The sequence below is a fragment of the Simkania negevensis Z genome, from assembly GCF_000237205.1.
GTDB classification, from domain to species: Bacteria; Chlamydiota; Chlamydiia; order Chlamydiales; family Simkaniaceae; genus Simkania; species Simkania negevensis.
On the sequence record NC_015713.1, the window covers coordinates 1,949,198 to 1,970,591 of the forward strand.

15 protein-coding genes are annotated in these 21,394 nt (G+C 40.5%); 5 read left to right on the plus strand and 10 right to left on the minus strand.

Features of this window, described 5'->3' with window-relative positions; genetic code table 11:
* The first annotated feature begins 16 nt into the window (after positions 1 to 16).
* Positions 17 to 358, plus strand: a complete 342-nt coding sequence (locus tag SNE_RS09560; RefSeq protein WP_013944214.1) for a hypothetical protein — start codon at positions 17 to 19, stop codon at positions 356 to 358.
* 69 nt (positions 359 to 427) lie between these two features.
* Here the strand turns inward: SNE_RS09560 and SNE_RS12400 are convergent, their stop codons facing one another.
* Positions 428 to 5,890 carry a glycosyltransferase family protein gene (locus tag SNE_RS12400; RefSeq protein WP_013944215.1) on the minus strand — a complete coding sequence of 1,821 codons (5,463 nt, stop codon included), beginning with the start codon at positions 5,888 to 5,890 and terminating at the stop codon, positions 428 to 430.
* Positions 5,891 to 6,136: 246 nt separating this feature from the next.
* On the opposite strand from SNE_RS12400, the gene SNE_RS09575 reads away from it, so the two are divergent.
* Positions 6,137 to 8,674, plus strand: coding sequence for a hypothetical protein (locus tag SNE_RS09575; RefSeq protein ID WP_013944216.1), 2,538 nt, complete (start codon positions 6,137 to 6,139; stop codon positions 8,672 to 8,674).
* A gap of 444 nt (positions 8,675 to 9,118) precedes the next feature.
* Positions 9,119 to 11,413, plus strand: coding sequence for a hypothetical protein (locus SNE_RS09580; protein ID WP_013944217.1), 2,295 nt, complete (start codon positions 9,119 to 9,121; stop codon positions 11,411 to 11,413).
* A gap of 6 nt (positions 11,414 to 11,419) precedes the next feature.
* Here SNE_RS09580 and SNE_RS09585 read toward each other — a convergent pair whose 3' ends face one another.
* From SNE_RS09585 to prfB, 4 genes are all read right to left on the minus strand, one after another.
* On the minus strand, positions 11,420 to 12,133 hold the full coding sequence (locus SNE_RS09585) for a YebC/PmpR family DNA-binding transcriptional regulator (RefSeq protein ID WP_013944218.1): 714 nt from the start codon (positions 12,131 to 12,133) through the stop codon (positions 11,420 to 11,422).
* Between the two features lie 9 nt (positions 12,134 to 12,142).
* On the minus strand, positions 12,143 to 12,643 hold the full coding sequence (locus SNE_RS09590) for a GNAT family N-acetyltransferase (RefSeq protein ID WP_013944219.1): 501 nt from the start codon (positions 12,641 to 12,643) through the stop codon (positions 12,143 to 12,145).
* The gene (locus tag SNE_RS09595; protein WP_013944220.1) at positions 12,636 to 13,163 is read right to left on the minus strand and encodes a GNAT family N-acetyltransferase; all 528 of its coding nucleotides are present in this window, start codon (positions 13,161 to 13,163) and stop codon (positions 12,636 to 12,638) included. Before SNE_RS09595 ends, SNE_RS09590 begins: the two co-directional genes overlap by 8 nt.
* A protein-coding gene (gene prfB, locus SNE_RS09600) for a peptide chain release factor 2 (protein ID WP_148259006.1) occupies positions 13,160 to 14,255 on the minus strand; the annotation gives its coding sequence in 2 pieces (ribosomal slippage) (positions 13,160 to 14,185 and positions 14,187 to 14,255; 1,095 coding nt in all). The genes SNE_RS09595 and prfB overlap by 4 nt, the downstream gene beginning before the upstream one ends.
* Before the next feature lie 290 nt (positions 14,256 to 14,545).
* Between prfB and SNE_RS09605 the strand changes: the two genes are divergently transcribed.
* Together SNE_RS09605 and SNE_RS09610 are read left to right on the plus strand one after the other, a co-directional pair.
* A complete protein-coding gene (locus SNE_RS09605) occupies positions 14,546 to 14,866 on the plus strand; it encodes a hypothetical protein (RefSeq protein ID WP_013944223.1) in 321 nt (106 codons plus the stop codon).
* A 244-nt stretch (positions 14,867 to 15,110) separates the two neighbouring features.
* Positions 15,111 to 15,416 carry a hypothetical protein gene (locus SNE_RS09610; RefSeq protein WP_041419022.1) on the plus strand — a complete coding sequence of 102 codons (306 nt, stop codon included), beginning with the start codon at positions 15,111 to 15,113 and terminating at the stop codon, positions 15,414 to 15,416.
* 196 nt (positions 15,417 to 15,612) lie between these two features.
* On the opposite strand, the gene SNE_RS09615 is transcribed toward SNE_RS09610, so the two are convergent.
* The 5 genes from SNE_RS09615 to SNE_RS09635 all read right to left on the minus strand — a co-directional run bounded on the left by SNE_RS09615 (position 15,613) and on the right by SNE_RS09635 (position 21,192).
* Positions 15,613 to 16,440 carry a hypothetical protein gene (locus SNE_RS09615; RefSeq protein WP_013944226.1) on the minus strand — a complete coding sequence of 276 codons (828 nt, stop codon included), beginning with the start codon at positions 16,438 to 16,440 and terminating at the stop codon, positions 15,613 to 15,615.
* A 48-nt stretch (positions 16,441 to 16,488) separates the two neighbouring features.
* Positions 16,489 to 16,995: a transposase gene (locus tag SNE_RS09620; protein ID WP_079891495.1), complete on the minus strand. Its 507-nt coding sequence runs from the start codon at positions 16,993 to 16,995 to the stop codon at positions 16,489 to 16,491.
* Positions 16,946 to 17,302, minus strand: coding sequence for a transposase (locus tag SNE_RS09625; RefSeq protein WP_013943592.1), 357 nt, complete (start codon positions 17,300 to 17,302; stop codon positions 16,946 to 16,948). The genes SNE_RS09620 and SNE_RS09625 overlap by 50 nt, the downstream gene beginning before the upstream one ends.
* A gap of 35 nt (positions 17,303 to 17,337) precedes the next feature.
* On the minus strand, positions 17,338 to 18,480 hold the full coding sequence (locus tag SNE_RS09630) for a hypothetical protein (RefSeq protein ID WP_013944227.1): 1,143 nt from the start codon (positions 18,478 to 18,480) through the stop codon (positions 17,338 to 17,340).
* Between the two features lie 498 nt (positions 18,481 to 18,978).
* Positions 18,979 to 21,192, minus strand: a complete 2,214-nt coding sequence (locus SNE_RS09635; RefSeq protein WP_053225355.1) for a UTP--glucose-1-phosphate uridylyltransferase — start codon at positions 21,190 to 21,192, stop codon at positions 18,979 to 18,981.
* Between the last annotated feature and the right edge of the window lie 202 nt (positions 21,193 to 21,394).

Sequence of the window (21,394 nt, forward strand, 5' to 3'; positions counted from 1 at the left end):
AACAAAAAGGGTTGTTATGGCTGGAAAAGTTTTGTTAGAAATGTTACCAAAACAAAGCTCTCTATTTTCTGTCAGACTAATAAATAGTTGGGGATGTTTTAGCCGCCGCTCCTATACTACAGCTCTAAAAGTAGAAACAAGTATGGCAAAGACTTCTCTTTCTGAAGCTGACTGCGAAGTTCATAATAGGAAAATCCCAACTTACGAAGAAATTAAAAATAGCCTTGAATTACAGCGCAAACTTGCTGAGATGTATAAATTTCAAACGCAAGATCCTGACCTTCAAAAACTCACTATTGAATCTATGAAATGGGGAGTTAGAAGTTTAGGAAAAAAAAGAGCATTAGATTCCGATTGAAAACGATTCACAGCCTCCTAAACAAAGGAGGCTGTTTATGAAGTTTACTTTCTTAGCCATAGCTGATGCTTAAGAACCCATCTCTTTCATGAAGGCGCTGTATTTTTTGTAAGGAACAGGTCTCCCATCTTGATACCGATAGACCATCTCATTTTTAAGCTGGTCTTTCGACATCTCACCCATGCGAATCGAGAAAAGCTCTCCCTTGATGTTTGCCACAACATGATTAGGAAGGACATGCAATGTTTCATCTGGGTTAAGATGAACATTGTAAAAGAGGTTTTCTGTAGCAGTCTTGCCCTCAAAAATCAACTGACCTTGGATTTCTGATTTGAATGCAACATAGGTCCCTTTTGAATGCGCCACTGTATGGTCAGGCATGCTTTCAGTAGCAAAGCGGAAAAGTGCATAGGGATCATCGAAGTTTTGCCATGGAGCATCGAAAACGCGCGCGGCATTTTGCTCACTTGAGTTAGTATCAATGTTATGCCGAGCTTTTAGCTCTTGGATCTTATCATATACTTGTCCCCACTGCGCTTTATCCATAAGCGGGGGTTTCCCACTTTGCATCCAAATGGTTCGATCAGCTTTCATTCCACGAACTAAAATATTTTCCCAAGTGATGTCGTTCCAAACATACGAAGGAAGAAGAGGCATGACTTCGCGATTGAAATCGGCTAAAAATTCTTTACTCATTACCATTAAGAAGGGAGTTTTCATTCCTCCAATTTTGCGTGCTGCATTGAACTGTAAGAACTGACCGTAAGTATCAGAGAGAACAGAGGCTCCTGGAATCGCTCCTCCACTAGCTCCTTCCGAATTTGTTCCATCTAAACCAGTTGATTGCACCGTCTCTACTGCGCGGAAAACTGTCTCAATCGAGTCTTTAGTTCCAACAGACTGGACAGCCCCTTTGACAAACGGAACGTTCATTAAAAAGTCTTCAGATAGCTCGCCTAATGAAGCGTGATGCCTTAAAAATGCTTTTGTGTCTGTTACCGTCAAGGGCATGACTTCTTTCCCTCCATTGGGCAAGTCACACCAGTAAAAACCAATACCTGCTTCGAGATACCGCTTCATTTTCTCAGCTTGGTCAGGTGTGAAATTCAATAAATCATCACTTGATGCAAGAATCACATATCCTTCAGGAAGATAGTTTTCAGCAAACCACTGCAAATCATGTGCCGCATGCGCGTAAAGAGGCTTGTCTCCTACGACAATCCCTCCTTTTGTCCCTCCATCTTCTCCGTATTTGAGAATCGAAGCACGTGTAGCTGAACCAGCATCAAGTATTAAAACTTCTGTGGGTCTGTAGAAGGTGGCATCGACTAAAGTCGGTGCTAAAGGACCAATCGATCCCATTTCTACTCCAACTTTCCCGTCATGTAAGACCTGGGGATGAGAATGTGAAACAACATGTCTATAAGGATAGGAGGTTGTCGTTTCTGGAAGTTTTGGCATTCCATGTGGGCTATAGGCATGTTGATACCCAACGGCACTGCGCTGCAAGGCATCTCTTTTCTTTTGCCCTTCGGTTTTGTCCCCTTGAAGTTCCACGCTTGGTAATTTGGCTTCGGGAAATTCGACTTCAAATGAATCACCTGAGAGCTGACCAGATCCGAAAACACGCTCCTCACTAGGTCTGCTTAAATCTGTTTCAATCTCATTGAGGAATTGATGCATCTGCCCTTTGTAGTATTCAAGAACTCGCTCTTTCATTTCTGGAGGCAAGCTTCGAAGAAGAATTTCTAATTCGATGTAGTCGTACCGCTTATCAACTTGATTCCTTGCAACCTCAAGGTTGATCAATGAAAGATCATCAACAAGTTCTCCTGGATCGAGGACCATGAGCCGCTGTCTACCAGTAGAATCTTCAATAAATCCGGTATCACACATAAAGTTTGTATCGAGGTCAAAAAGTCCCCTTTCCCAAAGATCTCGGAAAAGACCCACCCCTTGATCGACAAGTCTTCGTAATCCTTCTTCATCTTGTGCATCGATACACCGTTGAGCTCGGTCTTTAAAAACTTCATCAGCAAAAACCGATTGTTTTGCATTGTCTGCCGCCGTAAAGGCCCGTGGCTTGCCGTCGATTTCCAAAACAAAGTCTTCTTTAATAAAGCGAAAGGGAATGACGAGGTCTTTACCCAGTCTTGCAGCCGTCGTATACCCCATTGACTTGTAGTTTTTATTTTCAAACGATGTGATCACTTTCATCACAAAGATGTTGAGATCGTTCCAGCTTCGAAGTGCTGGGATGTATTTGCTAAATCTTGGCGAGGTGAGCAATTTGCTAATAAACTGCGACGTGATGAGTTTGTCTTGCTGATCGCCCATTCCCATTTCTTTTCGGCCTTTGAATAAAACGTGCTTTAAAAAGCCTGTAAAGTCGGGATCAAGTGCTTCATGAGGGATTTTCACAATCGTTCCATCGGCAAGACGGTAAACGATGTTTTCAGCTCCTCCTCCAATCAAACGCGCTTCTCCTGCCGATTGAGGAGTTGCAGGAGTATCTTTCGTTGTTGCTCGTATCGCAATGACTTCATCGAAGAGACTTGAAATCTGCTCTTCTCCAAAGTCTGCCACGTTTTGTGTACTATCTAAAAAGTCCACTGGGCATTCTGAAATAGTGTGTCCTAAACGTTTAGCCTGCTGCAAAAGTTCGATATCAAATGCAAGCGAGTCGTTTTTCAATCCAAGTGCTGCAATCTCCTGCCAAGCACCTGCCCTAAACAATTTGAATCCCGTCTGTGTATCACTGATGCCAAAAAGATGGGGAAACATCGCTTTGACCATGAGGTTCAACCCCATACTACGAAGCAAGAAAGGAATCGGTTTGTTTTCTACTTCACTTTCTTCTAAGCGCCTTGAACCAATGGCTACTCCACTTTTTTCATGACACTCTGCAAAAAGATGGGTTATTTCTAAGATGTCAATCTTATCTGAAAAGTCGATAAACCCAACAAAATCACTTGACTCAGCACCATCACTCAGCCCAAAACGGACAGCTGAAGCTTTTCCCGTTGGCTCATCTAAAACAATGTGCCGGCCTGTTACATTTCCTTTTGACTCACGCTCTAAAATTTCAACAAAGTCTTTTTCAACTCCAGAAGTCCGCTCTTTCCGGGCATCAACAACGAGAAACTCCCACTCAATCGTATCGTATTCACCAAGTGATTCTTGCACTTGACGCATCTTGGGAACTAAAACCCGTTCGATGTAATCACGACTTGTACCATCCATGTTGTACTGAATCACAAGACTGACTTTACGTTTTTCTCCAGTCAATTTGAGCTCTTCGTGAATTTGCGCAACTCGTGCAATGCCTCGATCTAATCGCTCAAAATTCGGATCCATGAGCACACGCTCTTTCGATGTAGAAGTCGTGACTTGCTTTCTTCCATGGACAAGCCAATCTTGAAAAGGTTGGTCTCCTTCCCTTTTATCACAACGATCGAGAAACCTTCCAAACGAGTCATAGCCATGGCTTGAAATCAACTTTGTCGCGGGGTTATCTCCAAATAGGAGTGGAACGATCACCCGTGCATAGTGTGGATCTTTATTCAGGAGCTCCATCACATCCATCACCTCGGGAAATTCGTGAAAGAAAAATGCAAGCGCATCAGATTCTTGAAGGTTTTCTTTCAAAACTAAGAAACTCTTCACCACTGCTTCCAGCTCATCTTGTGATAATTCATTTGTCGCAACTTTTTTTAGGAAATTTTCAATGGCATGAACGAAGTTTTTAAAGTCACGAGGAGCAAGTCCCAAGTAGATATCATCGAGGTGCTCGATCACAAACCTCCACTTGGGATCACTGGCAAGTTTAAGTAGAGATTGAAAGAGCTTTCCTTCTTGTGTCAAAGCCTGCCCTTTGATCTGAAATTCTTGTAAACTTCCCATCGGAGCATCCGTTGGAGGATTTGCTGGAAACGACTTTTCCCAAATGCGCAAAAGACCATTTAACATCGAGCCACTTTGGTCTGCCGATTTCGATTCAATTGCTGAATCGGTCCAAACGATTCCATCCTCTCCGATGCTGTGTCCTTTTTTCGTCGCTAAACGGAAGATTTCCGGATCAAAAGCCATGCTCAGCTCTGTAAAATCACCATGAACATCTGCAATCACATTAGGTCTGAAAACCTTCGCTCCAACCTGAGTATCTGTCAGCTGAACGTTTAACAAAAGTCTCACAAGTGAGTTAAAAGCAAAAGATTGCAAGTGACGCTCAGCAGATTTTCCAACAACGTGAGCTCCTTGAATCCGTCTTGATCCAATCCCAATATCGTGTGCAAATTCTGGATTGTAAATCTGATTTAAGAGAATCCCGCTATTCCCCAAATTCACTGATGTGTCACAGTCTGTATAAATGATCGCAGCAGTTTTTGGCGTTTTATACTGTTTGTCTGGAGCTAACTGTGCAAGATAACGCAGCCCCACCTGAATGGCTCCTCCTTTCACACTAGCGCGTGCAAACTCATTCCCACTCATCCCCGCAATTTTAGGATCTTTGTACATGGCAATTTCTTCTTTCAAATCGACATCGTAGTCAAGGAAGTGGATTTGATCTCTGATTCCATCAAACTCTCCATCACGCATCATCTCGCGCATAACATCAATTGTTCGTGCAGTGTCTCCTTTGGGTTCATCTTCGACAAAAGTTAGGGACCATTTAAAATGCTCCAGCCCCTCGAAAAGAAACTGCAGCTGCTCAACTTTCACTCGAAGAAAGTCTTCCCCAGTAAAGCACTGCGCTTGTGTTTGCAGACGATTATGCTCTTGATAAGTTGCTGCTAAAAAAGCTACTTGTTGCTCAGAATCAACTTTCTCATCCATTCCGATCAGTAAAATTTTCGAAACGACAAGTTCAATCATACTGTAGTCATCAAGTGCAAGATCTCCACCTCTTAATTTAGAAACATAGGTAGTCACTCCCTCTTGAATGTCATTTCGAGATTGATTTTTTAATGTGGCGACATCGACTTGGGACAAAACGAAATGAGCATTACGGTAGAGTGCTTGACGTTTTTCTAGTCCTACCCGATTCAGTCGACTTAAAATTTGCTTGAATTCAATTTCTTCTGACGGACTGAGTTTACCTCGGCGTGCATAGAGGTCTTGCGCACGTTTCTGATCTTCAGATAAACGGAGTTCATGTGTCTCAGCACCACTTTTCCGAGATTCACGAAATGCAGCGTAATCGGATAAAAGGGTATAAGCTGTTTTATAGTCTCGAATCCCTGTTCCGGTGAACTTTTTAATCACCCAGCCAAGAGTCAAGTCACTCTTTTGGTAGTGCTCAACCGCTTTTTTGACCGTTTGGAATCCAGAAAAAATCCAATTCCCAAATTGTTGCATGATTCCAGGACTAACCGTAACATCTTCGATCTCTCTTTGATCGAGAGAAGATCCTAGGTTACCTAACTGCTCACGCTCTAAGAGTAAGTGAGAGCAATCAATTAATCTATCATCTTCTTTATTAACTATTTGTGTATTTTCTTGAACTGGCGTATCAACGCGAAGTGAAGCCATAGTTTAGACCCTTCCATTTCTTATCCCTTAATTATTATTTTATAATAAATTAATATTTAAATAATAAAAAATTAAATATATACAACAAAATTAATAAACAAACTTCTACAAACCAGTAAATTACATACCACACTAACCTACAAAAAGTTATATTAAATAACTTATTATAAACACTTTATAATTTAATTTATTTTTATTATCAAAAATATTATAATTATTATAATTACGGAGAGGTTGTGGGAAAAAATGACTATAAAAGACACAATCACCATTCGTCCAATTGGGCAATCTTATCGCGTAGGATTTGACAATGAACTTCATGCTACTAAAACTGAATCACTTAAAGACGCAAACATCTTAAAAGCATTCTACCAACACCTCGAAGGCAAAACCGATGGGCAATTCGCTATCACGCAAATTGGAATGCACAGTAGAGGAGTCACCCCTGTGACTATTCGCGCGGCTGACGGAACACAGAGCATCTTGAATATCAATGTCTTTGATTTCCTAGAGGAGCTAGACTTAAACCTCCTCTGTCACATGACATTTTCAAGTCCTTCAACCTTCGGCAAAAACAGAGAAAAAGCCCTCCAAATAGGAAATTTTCGAGACGGCTTTACCCTTGCTGCCACCTCATACTTTGACCTCACACAACAAAAGGTTTCCGAAGTTCCAAGACAGTGGAATTTCTTTGATCCACAATCACGCATTGTCGTCGATAAGGATCATGTTGTTTTGACGAATCGGGGTCTTTCCCGTTTCGAGAGTCTCTTTTACCGTTTTTTTAACCCCGGTATCTATCAAAAATACTTAACCCAAAACACCGCAACCATTGATGCATACCAAAAATTCCTCGTGCGGGAAGTGGGCTTAGGGAAAGTCGCTCTCATTGAAAAAACATTCGGAATCTCTTTGGAAAAAATGAAATCAGAAGGACATCCTCTTCTCCCTTCTCATGTTCATTATTTCAACACGGGAATAAATTACATTGAAATGAGTGATGTAGAGGCCTTTCAAGAAAAAATCCCAGGCGTTTTGCAAAATTGTAACGAAGGACAAACTGTCATGGACTTCTTCACGCATGGCCAACATGATTTTACGATGCGCGAGATGAGAGGAATGCTTGCACTTTTTCAAAATCCAAAAACTGCTACAATGGGACAGCTCAAGGCACAGTTTGAGGCTGCATTTTTCAACCGCTGCGTGGATGCTGTAATGACTCCTCGCGCAGATTGGGAAGGAGCTTACACAGGACGAAAGTTTAACGCCCCTATTAAAGGGTCATATAACGCCGACGTCGACGATAAAGAAACCTTGCGCTATGAAATTGACATGCAAGAGCTGGCGCAAGTCCACCATGAAATTCTCGATGTAAATCCAAATAGTAATACTATTGCTTTAAGAATTTTCAACGAGTATCTTGTAAAAATTGCAGCTAAAAAACATCTAATGGTCAGCACTGCAGACGGAAGTGACTGGCGTGTAGGCGCAATCATTCCATCTCCTTTTAAAGATAGCTTCGGAGAAACGGTTTGGTACCGTGTAGATCAAGCAGTCGATTCAGCGCATGGAAAGCTCTGGTATGTCTTTAAACCTGCAAATGAAGATGTGTCTGGAGACTTCCCTGTTTTTCGTGCCATGCGTGACACCTGTAGGCAAAGCTACGCTTTAAGAGCAGGACCGACCATTTCTCGAGATGTGGCTCAGCATGCAGGTTATAAGTACAGTAACACCACAGAACTTGAAGACCGTGAGTTCTTCGATCAATACACACTTCCTGTTTGGATGAGTTACCTCTTTGTCGCTGAAAAAGAAAACGATTATAATAAGCAGGTTCAAGCATTAGAAACAGCCTCAACAGAACTGATAGAAGAGTTCTCTTACCGCCTCAGCACCTTGACCTTAACCCCAGTAGAAAAGCAGCAATATCGACAACAAATTCAAAGTTTGCAACAAAATAATGAGACATTTTTTGCAAATTCTCATGACAAAAACTCAACTCAGGATTTTATCAATCAATTAAAAAAGTCTGCTTCGAAAAAAGATCGTATCCTTTACGATAACCTTCTCATTGGGAAACATCCTCCACAAGTTGTTTCTGCAGGAAATAGCTTAGGAGGATTTGACGCACAATTTGATGTTGTCAAACATACGGCTTATCGTCACCGATTACCTATCACACCGATGCACGTCTATTCTCATAGCACTTTAAAAATTCATAATGATGATGATAGAGAATTTACAAGCTTCATGAAAAAACATAAAGACGTCATGAAAACCATGGGTGGAGATCTAGCATTCGATCACATCACTGAAGAAGGAGACATCGTTTCCATGTTTGGAAGAAACCGAACCTTTTTAGGAAATGAGCTAAAAGAAGACTTCCAGTTTAATTTTAGAGTTTTCAAACCCCTTAAAACAAGTCAAAGCCCACAAATCCAGCAGGTAAAAACCCACATTCGCCGGGTTGAAGGGCTCGAAGCAGGAACTGATATCATCTGGAAAAACTACGACGTCGAAAGCTATGAAGCCTATTCCCAACAAAAACGTATCGCCCTATCTCCAATCGATGCATGGCATCGACGAGGGGTAAAGCTAGGTCTCTTCGAAGCATCCGATTCTACTTGGCGTCTTTCACGCTATTTCAAGGGTGTAAGTCCTTACATTTCATGGGAGAATCGCAATAAAAAACTCATTGTAGAACATAAAAAAGGGTTCCGCTTTAACCCTATCCACTGGAGCCACTTACAAACCGAAAGACGACAAGCCCGAAAATCTTCGTAAAGATATTTATACTCAAACAACTAATAATCATATTATTATCATTATTTAATTTTCACAAACTACTTAATGCAAAGCTTATAAATAATAATTAAAAAATAATTTTAAAAATGTTATAATATATATAAATGGAGAGTACAAATGTCACAGATAACTCATATTCCCCCTTCATGAGAAGGGTCTCAAACCAGATTTACAGGCGCATCCCACGATCCAGATCAAAAATACAGGTTTGAGGCGATTTTCCGCCTATTACAAGAAGACCCCTTATTTAACACTCATCAATTTACTATCACTCAAGAAACTGAAGACCCTCTTAATAACAGGTTAATTTACACAATCCAATTCGAGAATGGCGAATCAACACAAATCTCGATTCAAACTGAGGACTTACTCCAAGAACTCAATCTCTCTTATCAAGGCCATTTCCAGTTTCCCGGCACAGAAATGAATTACAAAGAAGCCTTTCGCTTAGGCAATTTCAAGGATGGCTTTACACTCGCTGCTACGGCATACTTTAAACTCACAACTAAAACCATTGCAGAAATCTCACCTCAGTGGAACTATTTTGATCCTCAATCAAGAATCGCTGTTGATGGAAATCATTTAGTTCTAACAAAACGTGGCCTCTCCCGATTCGAACAACTATTTCATAGCATCTTCAATACGACGACTTACCAAGAATATATGGATCAAAACACCACAACCATTAACGCGTACCAAAAATTTCTCAAGCAGGAAGTAGGCTCACACAAAGTCGCTCTCATTGAAAAAACATTTGGAATTTCTTTAGAAAAAATGAAATCAGAAGGACATCCATTACTCCCCATTCACATTTACTATTTTAACATCGGAATGAACGATATAGAAATGAGCGATGCCACAGCTTTAAAGACTAAATTAAGTGGTCTACCACAAAACTCGAACCAAAAAGCCTTAGATTACTTCGCAACCCCAGGTTCAGTCTTTACAATGCGGGAAATCCGAGGAATGCTTTCTTTATTCATAGATACACCTCCCGAAGACGTAACTCTAGCAAACATTGTTAATAAACACAAAAAAATGGGTCTCAATTTCTGCATTGAAGCCGTCATGACCCCTGAAGTATCAAGAGATCGAGCTTTTACAGGGAAAAAGTTTTCAGCTCCTATCATTGGCGCTTACAATGAAGAGATTAAAGATAGAAAAACGCGGCGTCCATGGGTAGATATGCAAGAGCTTGCTCAAGTACAACCCGAAATCCTAAATTTAGCACCAAATGGAGATAAGAAAACTCAAGAGCGGTGTTTTCAGGAATATCTCTGCAAAATTGCAGTGAAAAAGCATCTTATGCGAAGCTCAGCTGATGGATCTGATTGGAGAGTCGATTCTATTCTCCCCTCACCTTTTAAGCACAACGGTCAAACCGTGTGGTATCACGCTGTTCAAGGAGTCGATTCTGCTCATGGGAAACTTTGGTATGTGTTTAAACCTGCAAATCCTGATCATGAAAAAATGTTCCCGGTTTACCGAGTCTTGCGCGATACCTGCCCTTGTCCTTACGCTCAAAGGGGTGGCCCAACAATTAGTCGAGATGTTGCAGAAAATGCCGGCTATAAATACAGCAATGCGACTGAGCAAGAAGATCGGGAGTTTTTTGACCAATACACTCTCCCAGTCTGGATGGGGCATCTTTTCGTAGCACATGAAAATGAAGATCTTAATAAAAAAGTTGCATCTATTCACAAAGCAGGAGAAGAACTGTTATCTGAAATGACACGTCAACATATGTATCGACCTCTCAAACAAGATGAAAGTAATCGACTCAAAGAAAAAACTTTGGAAATTTACGGGATTTTGGCCAAATTAACTCCTGAGACCGCAGACGATCAACTCAAAGAGCTCTTAAAAATGGCAAGTGATAACGATCAAAATCTCTTTCAAAAACTTCAAGCAAAAGAAACGTTCCCTCCTATTGTTTCAGTTGGAACCAGTTTAGGAGGTTTTGACGCTCAGTATGACGTTGTCAAACACACTGCTCTTAGACATCGCATTCCCATCACGAATCTTTCTGTTTATTCTCACAGCACCTTGAAGATCCGTGCAGAAGATGATCAAGTTTTTTCTGAATTCATTATTGAAAACATCAAGCTTTTGAAAGCTCTAGGAGTAAAACTTGAATTAGATCATATCACGGAAAAAGGAGATTTAGTTTCAGTCTTTGGAGAAAATCGAACTTTCTTAGGTGAAAGTTTGCAAAAGCGTTTGGAATCAGAATCGTATAATGCCTATTCCAATATGTTTCCGACCTCGCTCCGTACGTTCACTCCGAACACAACTAGTACAAATGATCAAATTCAAAAAGTGGATACCCACATTCGTCGCGTTGAACATCTCTCTTCACAAGATGTTAATTGGGAAACACAAGATGATACTAGGGAAACAACGGCCTTCGAAGAATTCAGACAATATTGTAAAGAGTCCCAAGAAAAATACCCTCTTGACATGCTTCATGCCGTGGCAAACACTTTGGGAATCTTTAACATTACCGACACAACTTGGAGACTTCATCGCTACTTTTATAGTGGTGATGATCGGATCTTAAGAGAAAACAGGAATGATAAGCTCGTTGTGACACCTCAGGGAGGTCAATTTAAATTTATTCCCCCAAGACATTTAAAAGTGGAGCATCGTCCTTATTACAACCCCATGCCCGGGGTTCTTCGAGAACATTTCAATCTTGGGGACCAACAGAGCGAATAGTAAACTCTAACCCATATTATGGAAAACGACGTCGACGTCATCTAGATCTTCCAAAAATTCGATGAGCTCGAGATTTGCTTTTTGGTCTTCTTCCGAGCATTCAACAGTGGTTTTTGGAATCATTTCCAAACTCGCTTCCGAGCATGTGATTCCCTGTTCTTCGAGCTTCTCTTTCACTTCATAAAGTTGCTCTACAGAAGTAATCACCAGGTAAAGCTCGTCATCCATGTCAAAGTCTTCAGCTCCCGCTTCGGTTACTTGCAGGAAAAGAGTTTCTTCATCTCCTTGATCCTTCCCAATCTGGATCACCCCTTTTCGATCAAAATTATAGGAAACCGATCCTGGAGAGGCAATCGTTCCCCCTTTCTTATTCGTCGCAATGCGCATGTCTGATGCCGTTCGATTTTTATTATCCGTCATCGCATCCACAATGATCCCTACACCCCCATGACCATAAAGTTCATAAGTGAGTTCACTGAAATCAGATTGATCATTGCTAGAAGCTTTTTTGATATTCCGTTCGATATTTTCCGCGGGAACATTCGCAATTCTTGCTTTTTGCAAAGCAATACGGAGCTTAGTGTTTGATTTGGGATCGGGCCCTCCCTGCTTCACTGAGCTGATAATTTCTTTAGCGATGCGGGAAAAGACCTTTCCTTTTTTTGCATCTGCGCGTCCTTTCTTATGCTTGATGTTTGCCCATTTACTATGTCCGGCCATTTTTACTTCCTATATGAACTTTTGCATCATGATTTTGTCGTAATAAGTCCCATCAGGATCTTTGAGATATTTTGGATGGCAACCGTAACGCTTAAATCCTAACCGCTCATAAAGCTTAATGGCAGGATTGTTTTCATAGACCTCGAGGTGGAGAAGTTCGATATGAAACATTTCTTTCGCCCGCTTTTCGAGAGCTTTGACTAGCATTGTACCAATCCCCTGTCCTCGGTATTCCTTGCCAACGATAATCACAAAAAGACACTGATGCTTTAGTTTTTCAATCGGTTGAATGTAGAGGTTGGCACATCCTGCAGGCTTCTTTTTGTAAAGAGCGGTAATCGACATCTTCCCTTCAATGTATTGCTTCCAGTAACGGATCGAGTCTTCGACTTCTCGCTTATCAAACATAGGGAAACCTTTCAAAACCTCTTTATCTGTGAGCCACTCTTCAATGAAAGGTAAGTCATCGACAATCGATTCGCGAATTTGAACAACAGGTTTTTTAACCATTCGTGAATCCCTCCAGCTCAACTTCCATGATCACGCGGGCCAAATAGGAACCATCTTCTAGCTTTACAAAATGATCTTGGCGCACAATCTCTCGATAGCCCACTTTCTTAAGTAGCGAAAGCGAGGGGGACCCTTCATACGTTTCCAGGTGAACTTTTTCGAAGCGAAAATAGGTTTTGGCTAAGTGAGTTGCATTTTTCACGATAGAAGTCCCCACTCCCTGCCTTTTATGCTCAGGATCAACAACAAAGTAGAGAAGACAGTGATGAATGAGCTTTCTGTAAGGCATTAAAAATAACGTAGCAATCCCCACAGGTTTTCCCTTGTAATCGGCTGTTAAGCTCGCTCCAAAGCGGGAAAAACCTATCCAGTTTTTCGTCATATCGTCAATATCTTTTTCCGACGAGACCGGATACCATTTGACCGATTCTGGATGACTCACCCACTGCTTCAAGTATTCTAAATCTTCTACTTTAGAATACCGAATATCATATTCGGGACTGTCTGGGATCAGGTTCATCCAAACTCCTTGAGATACGCATTAACAAAACCATCAAGCTCACCATCCATTACTTCTTGGATGTTTCCTTCTTCGTACTTGGTTCGGGTATCTTTTACAAGTGTATAAGGCTGAAAAACGTAATTTCTAATCTGTGATCCCCATGCAATTTCTTTCTTTTCGCCTCCTATTTCCTTAATAGAGGCTTCTCGTTCTAATATCTCTTTTTCATAGAGCTTTGAACGAAGCATTTTAAAACACGTTTCCTTATTCTGCAACTGACTCCGCTCACCTTGACAACTGACAACAATCCCTGTTTTCAAATGGGTGATGCGAACCGCAGAATCGGTTGTATTGACGTGTTGCCCTCCAGCACCAGAGGAACGAAACGTATCGACTCGGATATCTTCAGGGCGAATTTCTATTTCAATATCATCTTCAATTTCAGGAGAAACATCGACCGAAGCAAAGCTCGTGTGACGACGTGCATTGCTATCAAATGGAGAGATCCGCACAAGACGGTGAACCCCTTTTTCTGCTTTGCAATAGCCATATGCAAATGGGCCAACAATTCGGAGTGTCACATTTTTGATTCCAGCAACTTCACCGCTTAATAGATCAACGGTTTCGACTTTCCACCCTCTTTTTGACGCCCACCGTTGATACATACGCATGAGCATTGAAGCCCAATCGCAAGATTCAGTTCCACCTGCTCCAGCATTAATCGTGAGGTAGCAGTCTTTTGCATCGAGTTTCCCCGATAACATTTTCTTCACTTCGAGGTCTTCTAACTTCTCTTCGATCTTCTTGAGTTCATCGACAAGTTCCTTATAGAGGTCGGCATCTTCCTCCTCCTCTACTTCCAGGAGCAGACTTTCACAGTCTTCAAAACGACGACGGATATCTTTTGCAGGAACGGTCCAAGCTTTGAGGTTATTACACTCAGAAATGACTTTTTGAGCGCTTTCATTATCCGACCAAAAATCGGACTTCTCCATTTGGGTTTCTAGAGCGGCAACCTGAGAATTTTTTCCCTCAATGTCAAAGAAACCTCCACATTTGAAGAAGTCGGTCTTTGATCACTTTCACTTTTGTACGGGTTTCTTCGTTCATCAGGCTTTCCTAAGATAATTTTTTTGACATTCTAGGGCAATCTCTTGGAAAAATCAATGATTTTCAATCCAGTATAAAAAGTATTTCCTTTATCTAATTTATTTTTCAATTTATTTAACACAATTAACTAAAACACATCTATTTTACGTTTTTCATATGTAAAAATTTTTTAAAAAATTAGGATTGTTTACCCTTTACATAAAAAAAAAAGTGCCTATAATAATTGGAATCAAAAATATTTCGGAGAGTCAAGCTCTCTAAAACCTATCAGCAATTATTTCGGAGGAAATATGGCATTAGAAGGTGTTACTAACGCAGTTGGACCTTATGCGACACAATTTACTGATTTCGTTTCTAGAAACTGGACTGCATTTAAAGATGCATCTGTTGAATATGGAACGGCGATTTGGAACAGCACCCCTGTTCAAAGAGTTGTTGAATTTTCATCTCCTTACTTCAACAAAGCAGCAGCATACTATCCTGAGTGGGCAAAGTTTTCTTGGTCAACAGGAACAGCAGTAGCGACAATCTCTGTGTCTGTTCTTTTCCTAGCTTTCGTCGGCTATATGACAGGAAACACAAGCTCATCTGGTGGAAGAGCTGCTCACTAATTTCTAAATCTTAGAGATTAGCGATCAAATTTAAACGGATCTCTTAGGAGATCCGTTTTTTACGTTAAAAACCACCATTTGGTTCTGAAAACCTACTAAAACATTCTTTACGTTTTTAATTTATACAGATTTTGCTATGATGGAACTCTAATTTCATTATATGAAATTGAAATTTGAGAAATATATATCTTGAATTTTAATTATGAGATTGAGAAATTATTTCTTTAAAAAATTGGAGGTTCAAATGAAAATAACTAATGCTGATAGCTGGACGTTTGTCTATCCCGACATGATTCCAATTTCTATTCCTGTTACAGTTAAAATACTATCATCAACCGAAGCCATATTCGAATTTACTTTTGGAAAGGAATCAGGTAAAATTTCTCTCCACCTTGGAACCCTTTTAAATGACTCTTTTCAAGGAAACTACGAGATACCAACCCTAGGAACCAACTCAATCACATTCAAAGTTGCAGAACACGGAAAAAAACTTATTGGAAAGCCGGCAGGATTTCATGGACCTATGCAGTGGACATTTACACGGACATAGATCCATTTCACAAAAATAAGCTTAGAAAGTGTCATTACAAGTTAGTTAATTTTTAACCGACTCTTGGAGAAAATTTCATAATCGGCCTCCTTCAGCAAGACCCATTTCCCCTTTCTGCCATCCAATCGCTTTGAGCCTTTTTTCCAAAAGCCACTTCTTTATTAATCCTCTCATGACGATACTATCTAGATGGCCATTAAATAGTTTTTGATCTACAAGAAATACCACCGTGTTTCGCCAGACTCGTCTTTGTTGCTTCTGCACTTAAAAAATAAACTGCATCGGGGTTGAGATCTCGAACCATTTCTCTAAAGCGGTTCTCATATTCTTTATTAATACATCCCATGGCGACGATCACCCTTTTTCCATCTGGAGCTTCTCCGCTCACCATGTTAAAAAAGTTCATAACAGGAGCGTGAGGTCCTTCTCCCTTTTTGTAAGAAAAACTCCCTGCGACTCTTCGTACCTCGAACCCTTGCACTTCAAGGTCTTTGGCAGCTTTATCTTCAAATGGCTTTTTTAATTCACAAGCCGCTAGAGTGCGATCTTTGAATCTTTGAATTGTTGCTGCATCCTGAATCCCCATATCTTCTCGTAAGTATCTCTCATATTCAGGCTCAAAATCGCGAAAAGCTTGTACGGCATCATTGACCGCAATGACTCCGTCTCCAACAATTGCCATATTCATATCTAGATGAAAATCACCAGGCTGTTCAATAAAGTAGATGTCCTTTATTGGTATCCCGTAGTCAATTCCAAATGCCATTTTCACTTCTTCTGCAGAAACAGGTCTACCTAAGTCTTGTTCCATAATGGCTTTTGTCGCAGAAAATGAATCGAGGCCGATAATAATGTAGGGTTCACCATTTCCTCTAAAACCGCTAATAGTATTCCCGCCTTCGCTATAAGTTAAAGACATAGAAGCAGGAACACCCAATGCTGTAGCTAATCGCACTGCTTTTTCCTGCTGTCCCTTTTCTAATACTTGTCCAACAATGGATGTACTAATTAGCGAAATCTTCACATTGCTATGATTATAATTTTCAAAACGTTCTTGCCGATCTGCATGAACCTATCCAACTAAATTTTTTATCCAAGTATAAACTACCCCCAATATTACCAATCCATTCCATATCACGAATAAACGCTCCCATCGCATCAATAGCCGACGACAACGTCTTTTTAACCAAGCAAAAGCTCGTTCTACCTTCCAGCGTTGTGGGCTCAATTTGAAGAAATGGGTAACTTCGTTAATTTCTGGCGCCCATCTTCCTTTGATTTTCCGATAGGGAATTAGAGGAAATATTCCCATGTTTAACAAAAACTGACGTAACCAGCCTGCATCATAACCTTTGTCTGCCTCAAGAACAACTACTCGCCCTTTGAGTGACTTTAATGGAAGCTGTGTAAGCAATCTGCTAACTTCCTGTTTTTCATCCCCCTTTGCATCGGTAGTTGTAATGGCTATTGCATTGCCGTTTTTATCGATAAGCAAGTGAAGCAGAACTCCCTTGCCTTTATAACCATAATCAACTTTTTCCCCTCCTCCTGGAGCGGGGGGAAAAAGAACCGTCCACAGCTACTTGAGAAAGATCAACTTTTCCTTCCATTATTGCTATCTGTAATAGCCCACTCATCACCTTATCAAAAACTCCTTCAACACTCCATTGCTTTAACCATTTGTGAGCTGTAGAACGAGGGATAAAAAGAGAGGAATCTGTCGGAAGATCCGCCCAACGACATCCTCTCGTTAAGATAAAGAGTATTGAATTCCAGGTTTTGCGTAGATCACTTCGAGGAGTTCCTCTCTCCAAAGGAAAAGTATGGTCCATAAGACCTTCAATGAGTTGCCATTGTTCATCTGATAAACACTTAAATCCTGCCATGTCATCTCCTAAATTTTTTTAAAAGAATATAGCATTTAACTTTTTAGTTGGATAGATTCATAGATGTTTGCATCCATTATTTTTTTCGTTTGGTCCTGATAAACAGCCGCAGGCATATAGGGAATACGGATTTCATTGGGAGTAAATTCGATAAAATCTTGTGGGTAAGCTGCGTCTAAATCGTCATCAAAAACTAGACTATGTTCAAGTACTTCTCTTGAATCCGTAACAACTGAAATCCCATGTTGATTACCAAATTTTTCCATTTCTCTTTCAAATGGAGCCTCTCCTGATTTGATACAGCTTCCAACATACCATGCTGTTGTAGGTCCCATAGTCTTCGAACGAACTCGTTGATCTGGATCTTGAATACTAGCTTGATAAACATCTTCTAAGTGGTTAAGTCTCCAGAGCCGTTCCTGGCGCATGGCGTGTAGTCGAACTGCAGGTTGCCTATGCTCGCAAAGGGCTTCGGGTGATCGACTAAGGGAAACTTGCCTTTCAAGAGAATCCATATGACCCGTCACTGTTTGGCCTATCGAAATTTCAGGGTCAGATGTAACAACACCTGAGCGAACTTCTGCTGCACTAGGGAAATTATGATTAGCAGGATTTAGGCATCTTTCGAGGTGTTCAAGTGCTTCAATTTCAGCGGGATTGTCAACTTCACAGAAATAACTTCGAACTTGCTGTAAAAGAGTTGTTTTTTCCCTTCGAATATCTGAAGAGATTCCCTTGCTTCCAATAAATGCAAAATGCATAAGATATTGCTTTAACTCTTGCTCCCGTCGTCCCTCATCCGGCTCACGAATAAGCCTTTGAACGAGTTTGTAAGCTCGGGCCTCAGAAGAAACAAAAGCGCTTTGCGCAAGGGCCTGTAAACGTGTTTTATCCTTGTTTTTGAAATGAGGAATACCGTGGACAATAACTTGAAGCTTTTGAAGGTCTCCGCGAGAAAGGGTAGTGCTAGGACTTCGATCTAGTACTTTAACGTCTTTATGCTGAATTTTTTCACTAATTTCAGGGTCTGAGTAAGATTGACTTAAACTACTTTCTTTTAGCACTTTTGATATAAACCGAACCGCATCCTTCACAAGCACTTCAGGCTCAGAGTCATGTGCCATATAGTAATGATTTAAAATTGAAATTGCTTGTTTAACTGAAGTGCATGCTGCCATCTTCCCACCTTTCCTTAAATTCTTATTAAATAAATATTCATGAATGTTGAAAGCAGACTAATTAAGTAATTGGAAGTAAGCAATTTGAGAAATACTCAAAAGAAATAATCCGCTTTCCAATAAACAAACAGAAATTAAGCAACTCAAAAAGAGCTACTTCACTAAATCAGTTCATTTATTGAGGTATTGAAAGCGTCTTATTAGATGACGATATTATAATGCGTCTTTTAGATACCTCTATTCCACTAAGGTTATATGTTAATTTAAAATCTCCCTAACAAAAAACATTATCCTTAATTAAATTATATAATTTTATTTAATTAATAATCAAAATAAAATTATATAATATATTAAATATATTTAATGATTGATATTTAGAAACTTATGATAAAATGAGAAGGGAAGAAACTAGTTACTAGAGTGTTTGAAAAAAACGTGTTAAACCGCTAATATACAATGAAATATCGACATAAATCTCTTTGAGATTTCAGTGTCGCATTATCTAAGAAGTTGTATTGATTCGTCTGGCGCGATTTGATAGGTCCAAAATGACTCATCTTCACTTAGCAAGCGTCTCTCATAGTGGAGCTTCCCATTTTGCTCTGTAACAATGAGATGAACACCATCTGGGACCTCGATCATCTGATCCCCTTGAAAAGTCACATTTTCAGCTTCAAATCGGCTATGTCCTTGCAGGTGGATTGTCAGACTAGCTCGACGCTTGATTTCGTGTTTCCAAAAAAGGTGGTCCTCAGCATTCCAATCGATTCCTCCGTTTTCAATGCGAACATTTTTCAGTGAGCATTGCCCTGTACGGTTAGAGTAGACAAGTTGTCCATGAGAGTCTTTGTGCCCCATGAGATTATCGGCGAAAATGAGCAAACTACCATCTAAAAAAAGGCTTTTCATTTCTAAATCGGCAATTTCTAATTGGAGCTCTGAGCCATACCGAATTTCCCCTCCTTGAATCTTTTGCCGAATGATCGAGTAAAAAGGACCAAGGGCTGGATGATAACTCATGAGAAAAGAGGGACCTTTCCGCAAAAATGCCGACTCATCACCAACCTCGAGTAGCTTCATCCCACAATCTTCACTGAGAAGTTCTTGAGCATTTTGCATAAAATCGTAAAAGCAACCCTCAGGAGTTTCGAGAAGTTCCCCGTCAGAAACGGTTTTCCGTTTAGTTGTCGAAATGGTCTTGCGCCGCTCATTAAACGTCACGTAGGTCGGTAGATCCTCAGGAGTCCCTTCTTGCATTGGTATCGCAAAAGCATCGGCAATATTTTGCATTGTCGTTTCTAGCCGAGCAATCGGCTCTTTTTTTATCCCTTCAGTTGGAAGATAATGAGTCCCCATACGAAAATTCACTAAAAGCCCTGGGAAAGGAAGCATTTGAACGGCTTCTTGAACAGCTTCTAAATCAACAAAGAGAATGTTGGTATTAGAAGGAAAGTTAGAAAATGCACTTGTTTCATCTCTGGGCTTGTCTTTAATCCCATTCTTTTCGAAGTCACAGTATTCGACATTTGTCACCGCCATCACTTTTCCCTCTGCCGTCTTTTTTTCTTTCAAAACGACCATTCCTTCATGAGCATTGACCCGTCTTTCACAAGAAGCAAATCCAAACGCTCTGTTTTTTTCATGTCCCACACCTAAAAATGCCATAAGGCCATAATCAACAGCTGCCATGGGATTATTAATTTGCCTCACAAGTGCTTTCTTTTTCCCAAGTGAGTGTAACCAATCGAAAATGCCTTTTTCCTCAGCAAGTTTCCAAATGACACCATGCCCTCCTGGACGAAGCTGGAGTTTCAGGGGCTTTTTCAAACACCAATTTCCCGCTTCAGTAAAAACAGGAACGGAGGGTTGAGTGAAAAATTTGAAGCTATCACGAGGACGCCCAAACCACTGGTTTTTCACGCAAATTTCTTGAATGTGATCATCATTCCGATTCACTTTGGAAGTCATCAGTGCCAAAGGAGTGAGAACCTGCTCATCAAATAGCTTGTAATAGAGATATTCTCGTGCTTGCAGGTCATGCACCATTCCCTCTAGGAGCTGTTTTCCTTGAAAAATCAAACAAGCTGCAGGAAGTCCCTTTCCTGTTTGACCATCTTTCAATTGCAGACGATCTGCAGCACCGCCAACAGGATAAAACTCGGCCATATGTTTTTGGCTGCGGATTCCTTCTAAAATGGCGTGACGTACTTCAAGCGTATCTTCTTTTGAAAGATCAATTCCTGGAGGAGGTTTAAATGTGACTTCTTCGTGTGGCTCATCTGTTTTTGCTAAAATCGATAAAACTAAACATTGGTATCCAACAATTCCCCCAATGTCTTTGAAAAACTCATCAATTACAAGAAGCTCATCAAGTAACCGGCGAAAGTAAGGAACTGGATCGACAACATTTGCCGGAACATCAAAAAGACGTGGACCTTGATTGATTGCAAACGTTGCTTTGATTGTGTACTCACAGTCTTGTGAAAGTCCTGCTAGAAATGTGCGCAAAGGGGAAGCTTCTGCAAAGTAAGTATGCACTTCACTAAGCTCGTCTAAAAGGGCGATTTTCTCGGCGTAACTAGAAACACTGGTTAAATCTGAAAGGAGATGAGTTAAGCGAGAAATTTCATAGTGAACAGTGGTATCACTTTCAGCTGCTTGCAGAGTCGAAGAGAGTGCAAGTAGTGTCACCAGTAGACTTTTCGTTTTCAATATCACGCCTCTATAGCTCACGAGTATCTTGCCGAAGATTATCATAATACCCCTTTAGTTGTCCAAAATGGAAAAAACAGTCTGCCACTAGAGCATGAAAAGAGCAACTCCTATGGGCTTTCTCGAGATTCTCATGTAGAAAAAAAATTCCGCTAAATGCTTTTTTTTTTGACTAATAATCCCCAAGAAAGCTACAAGTTGT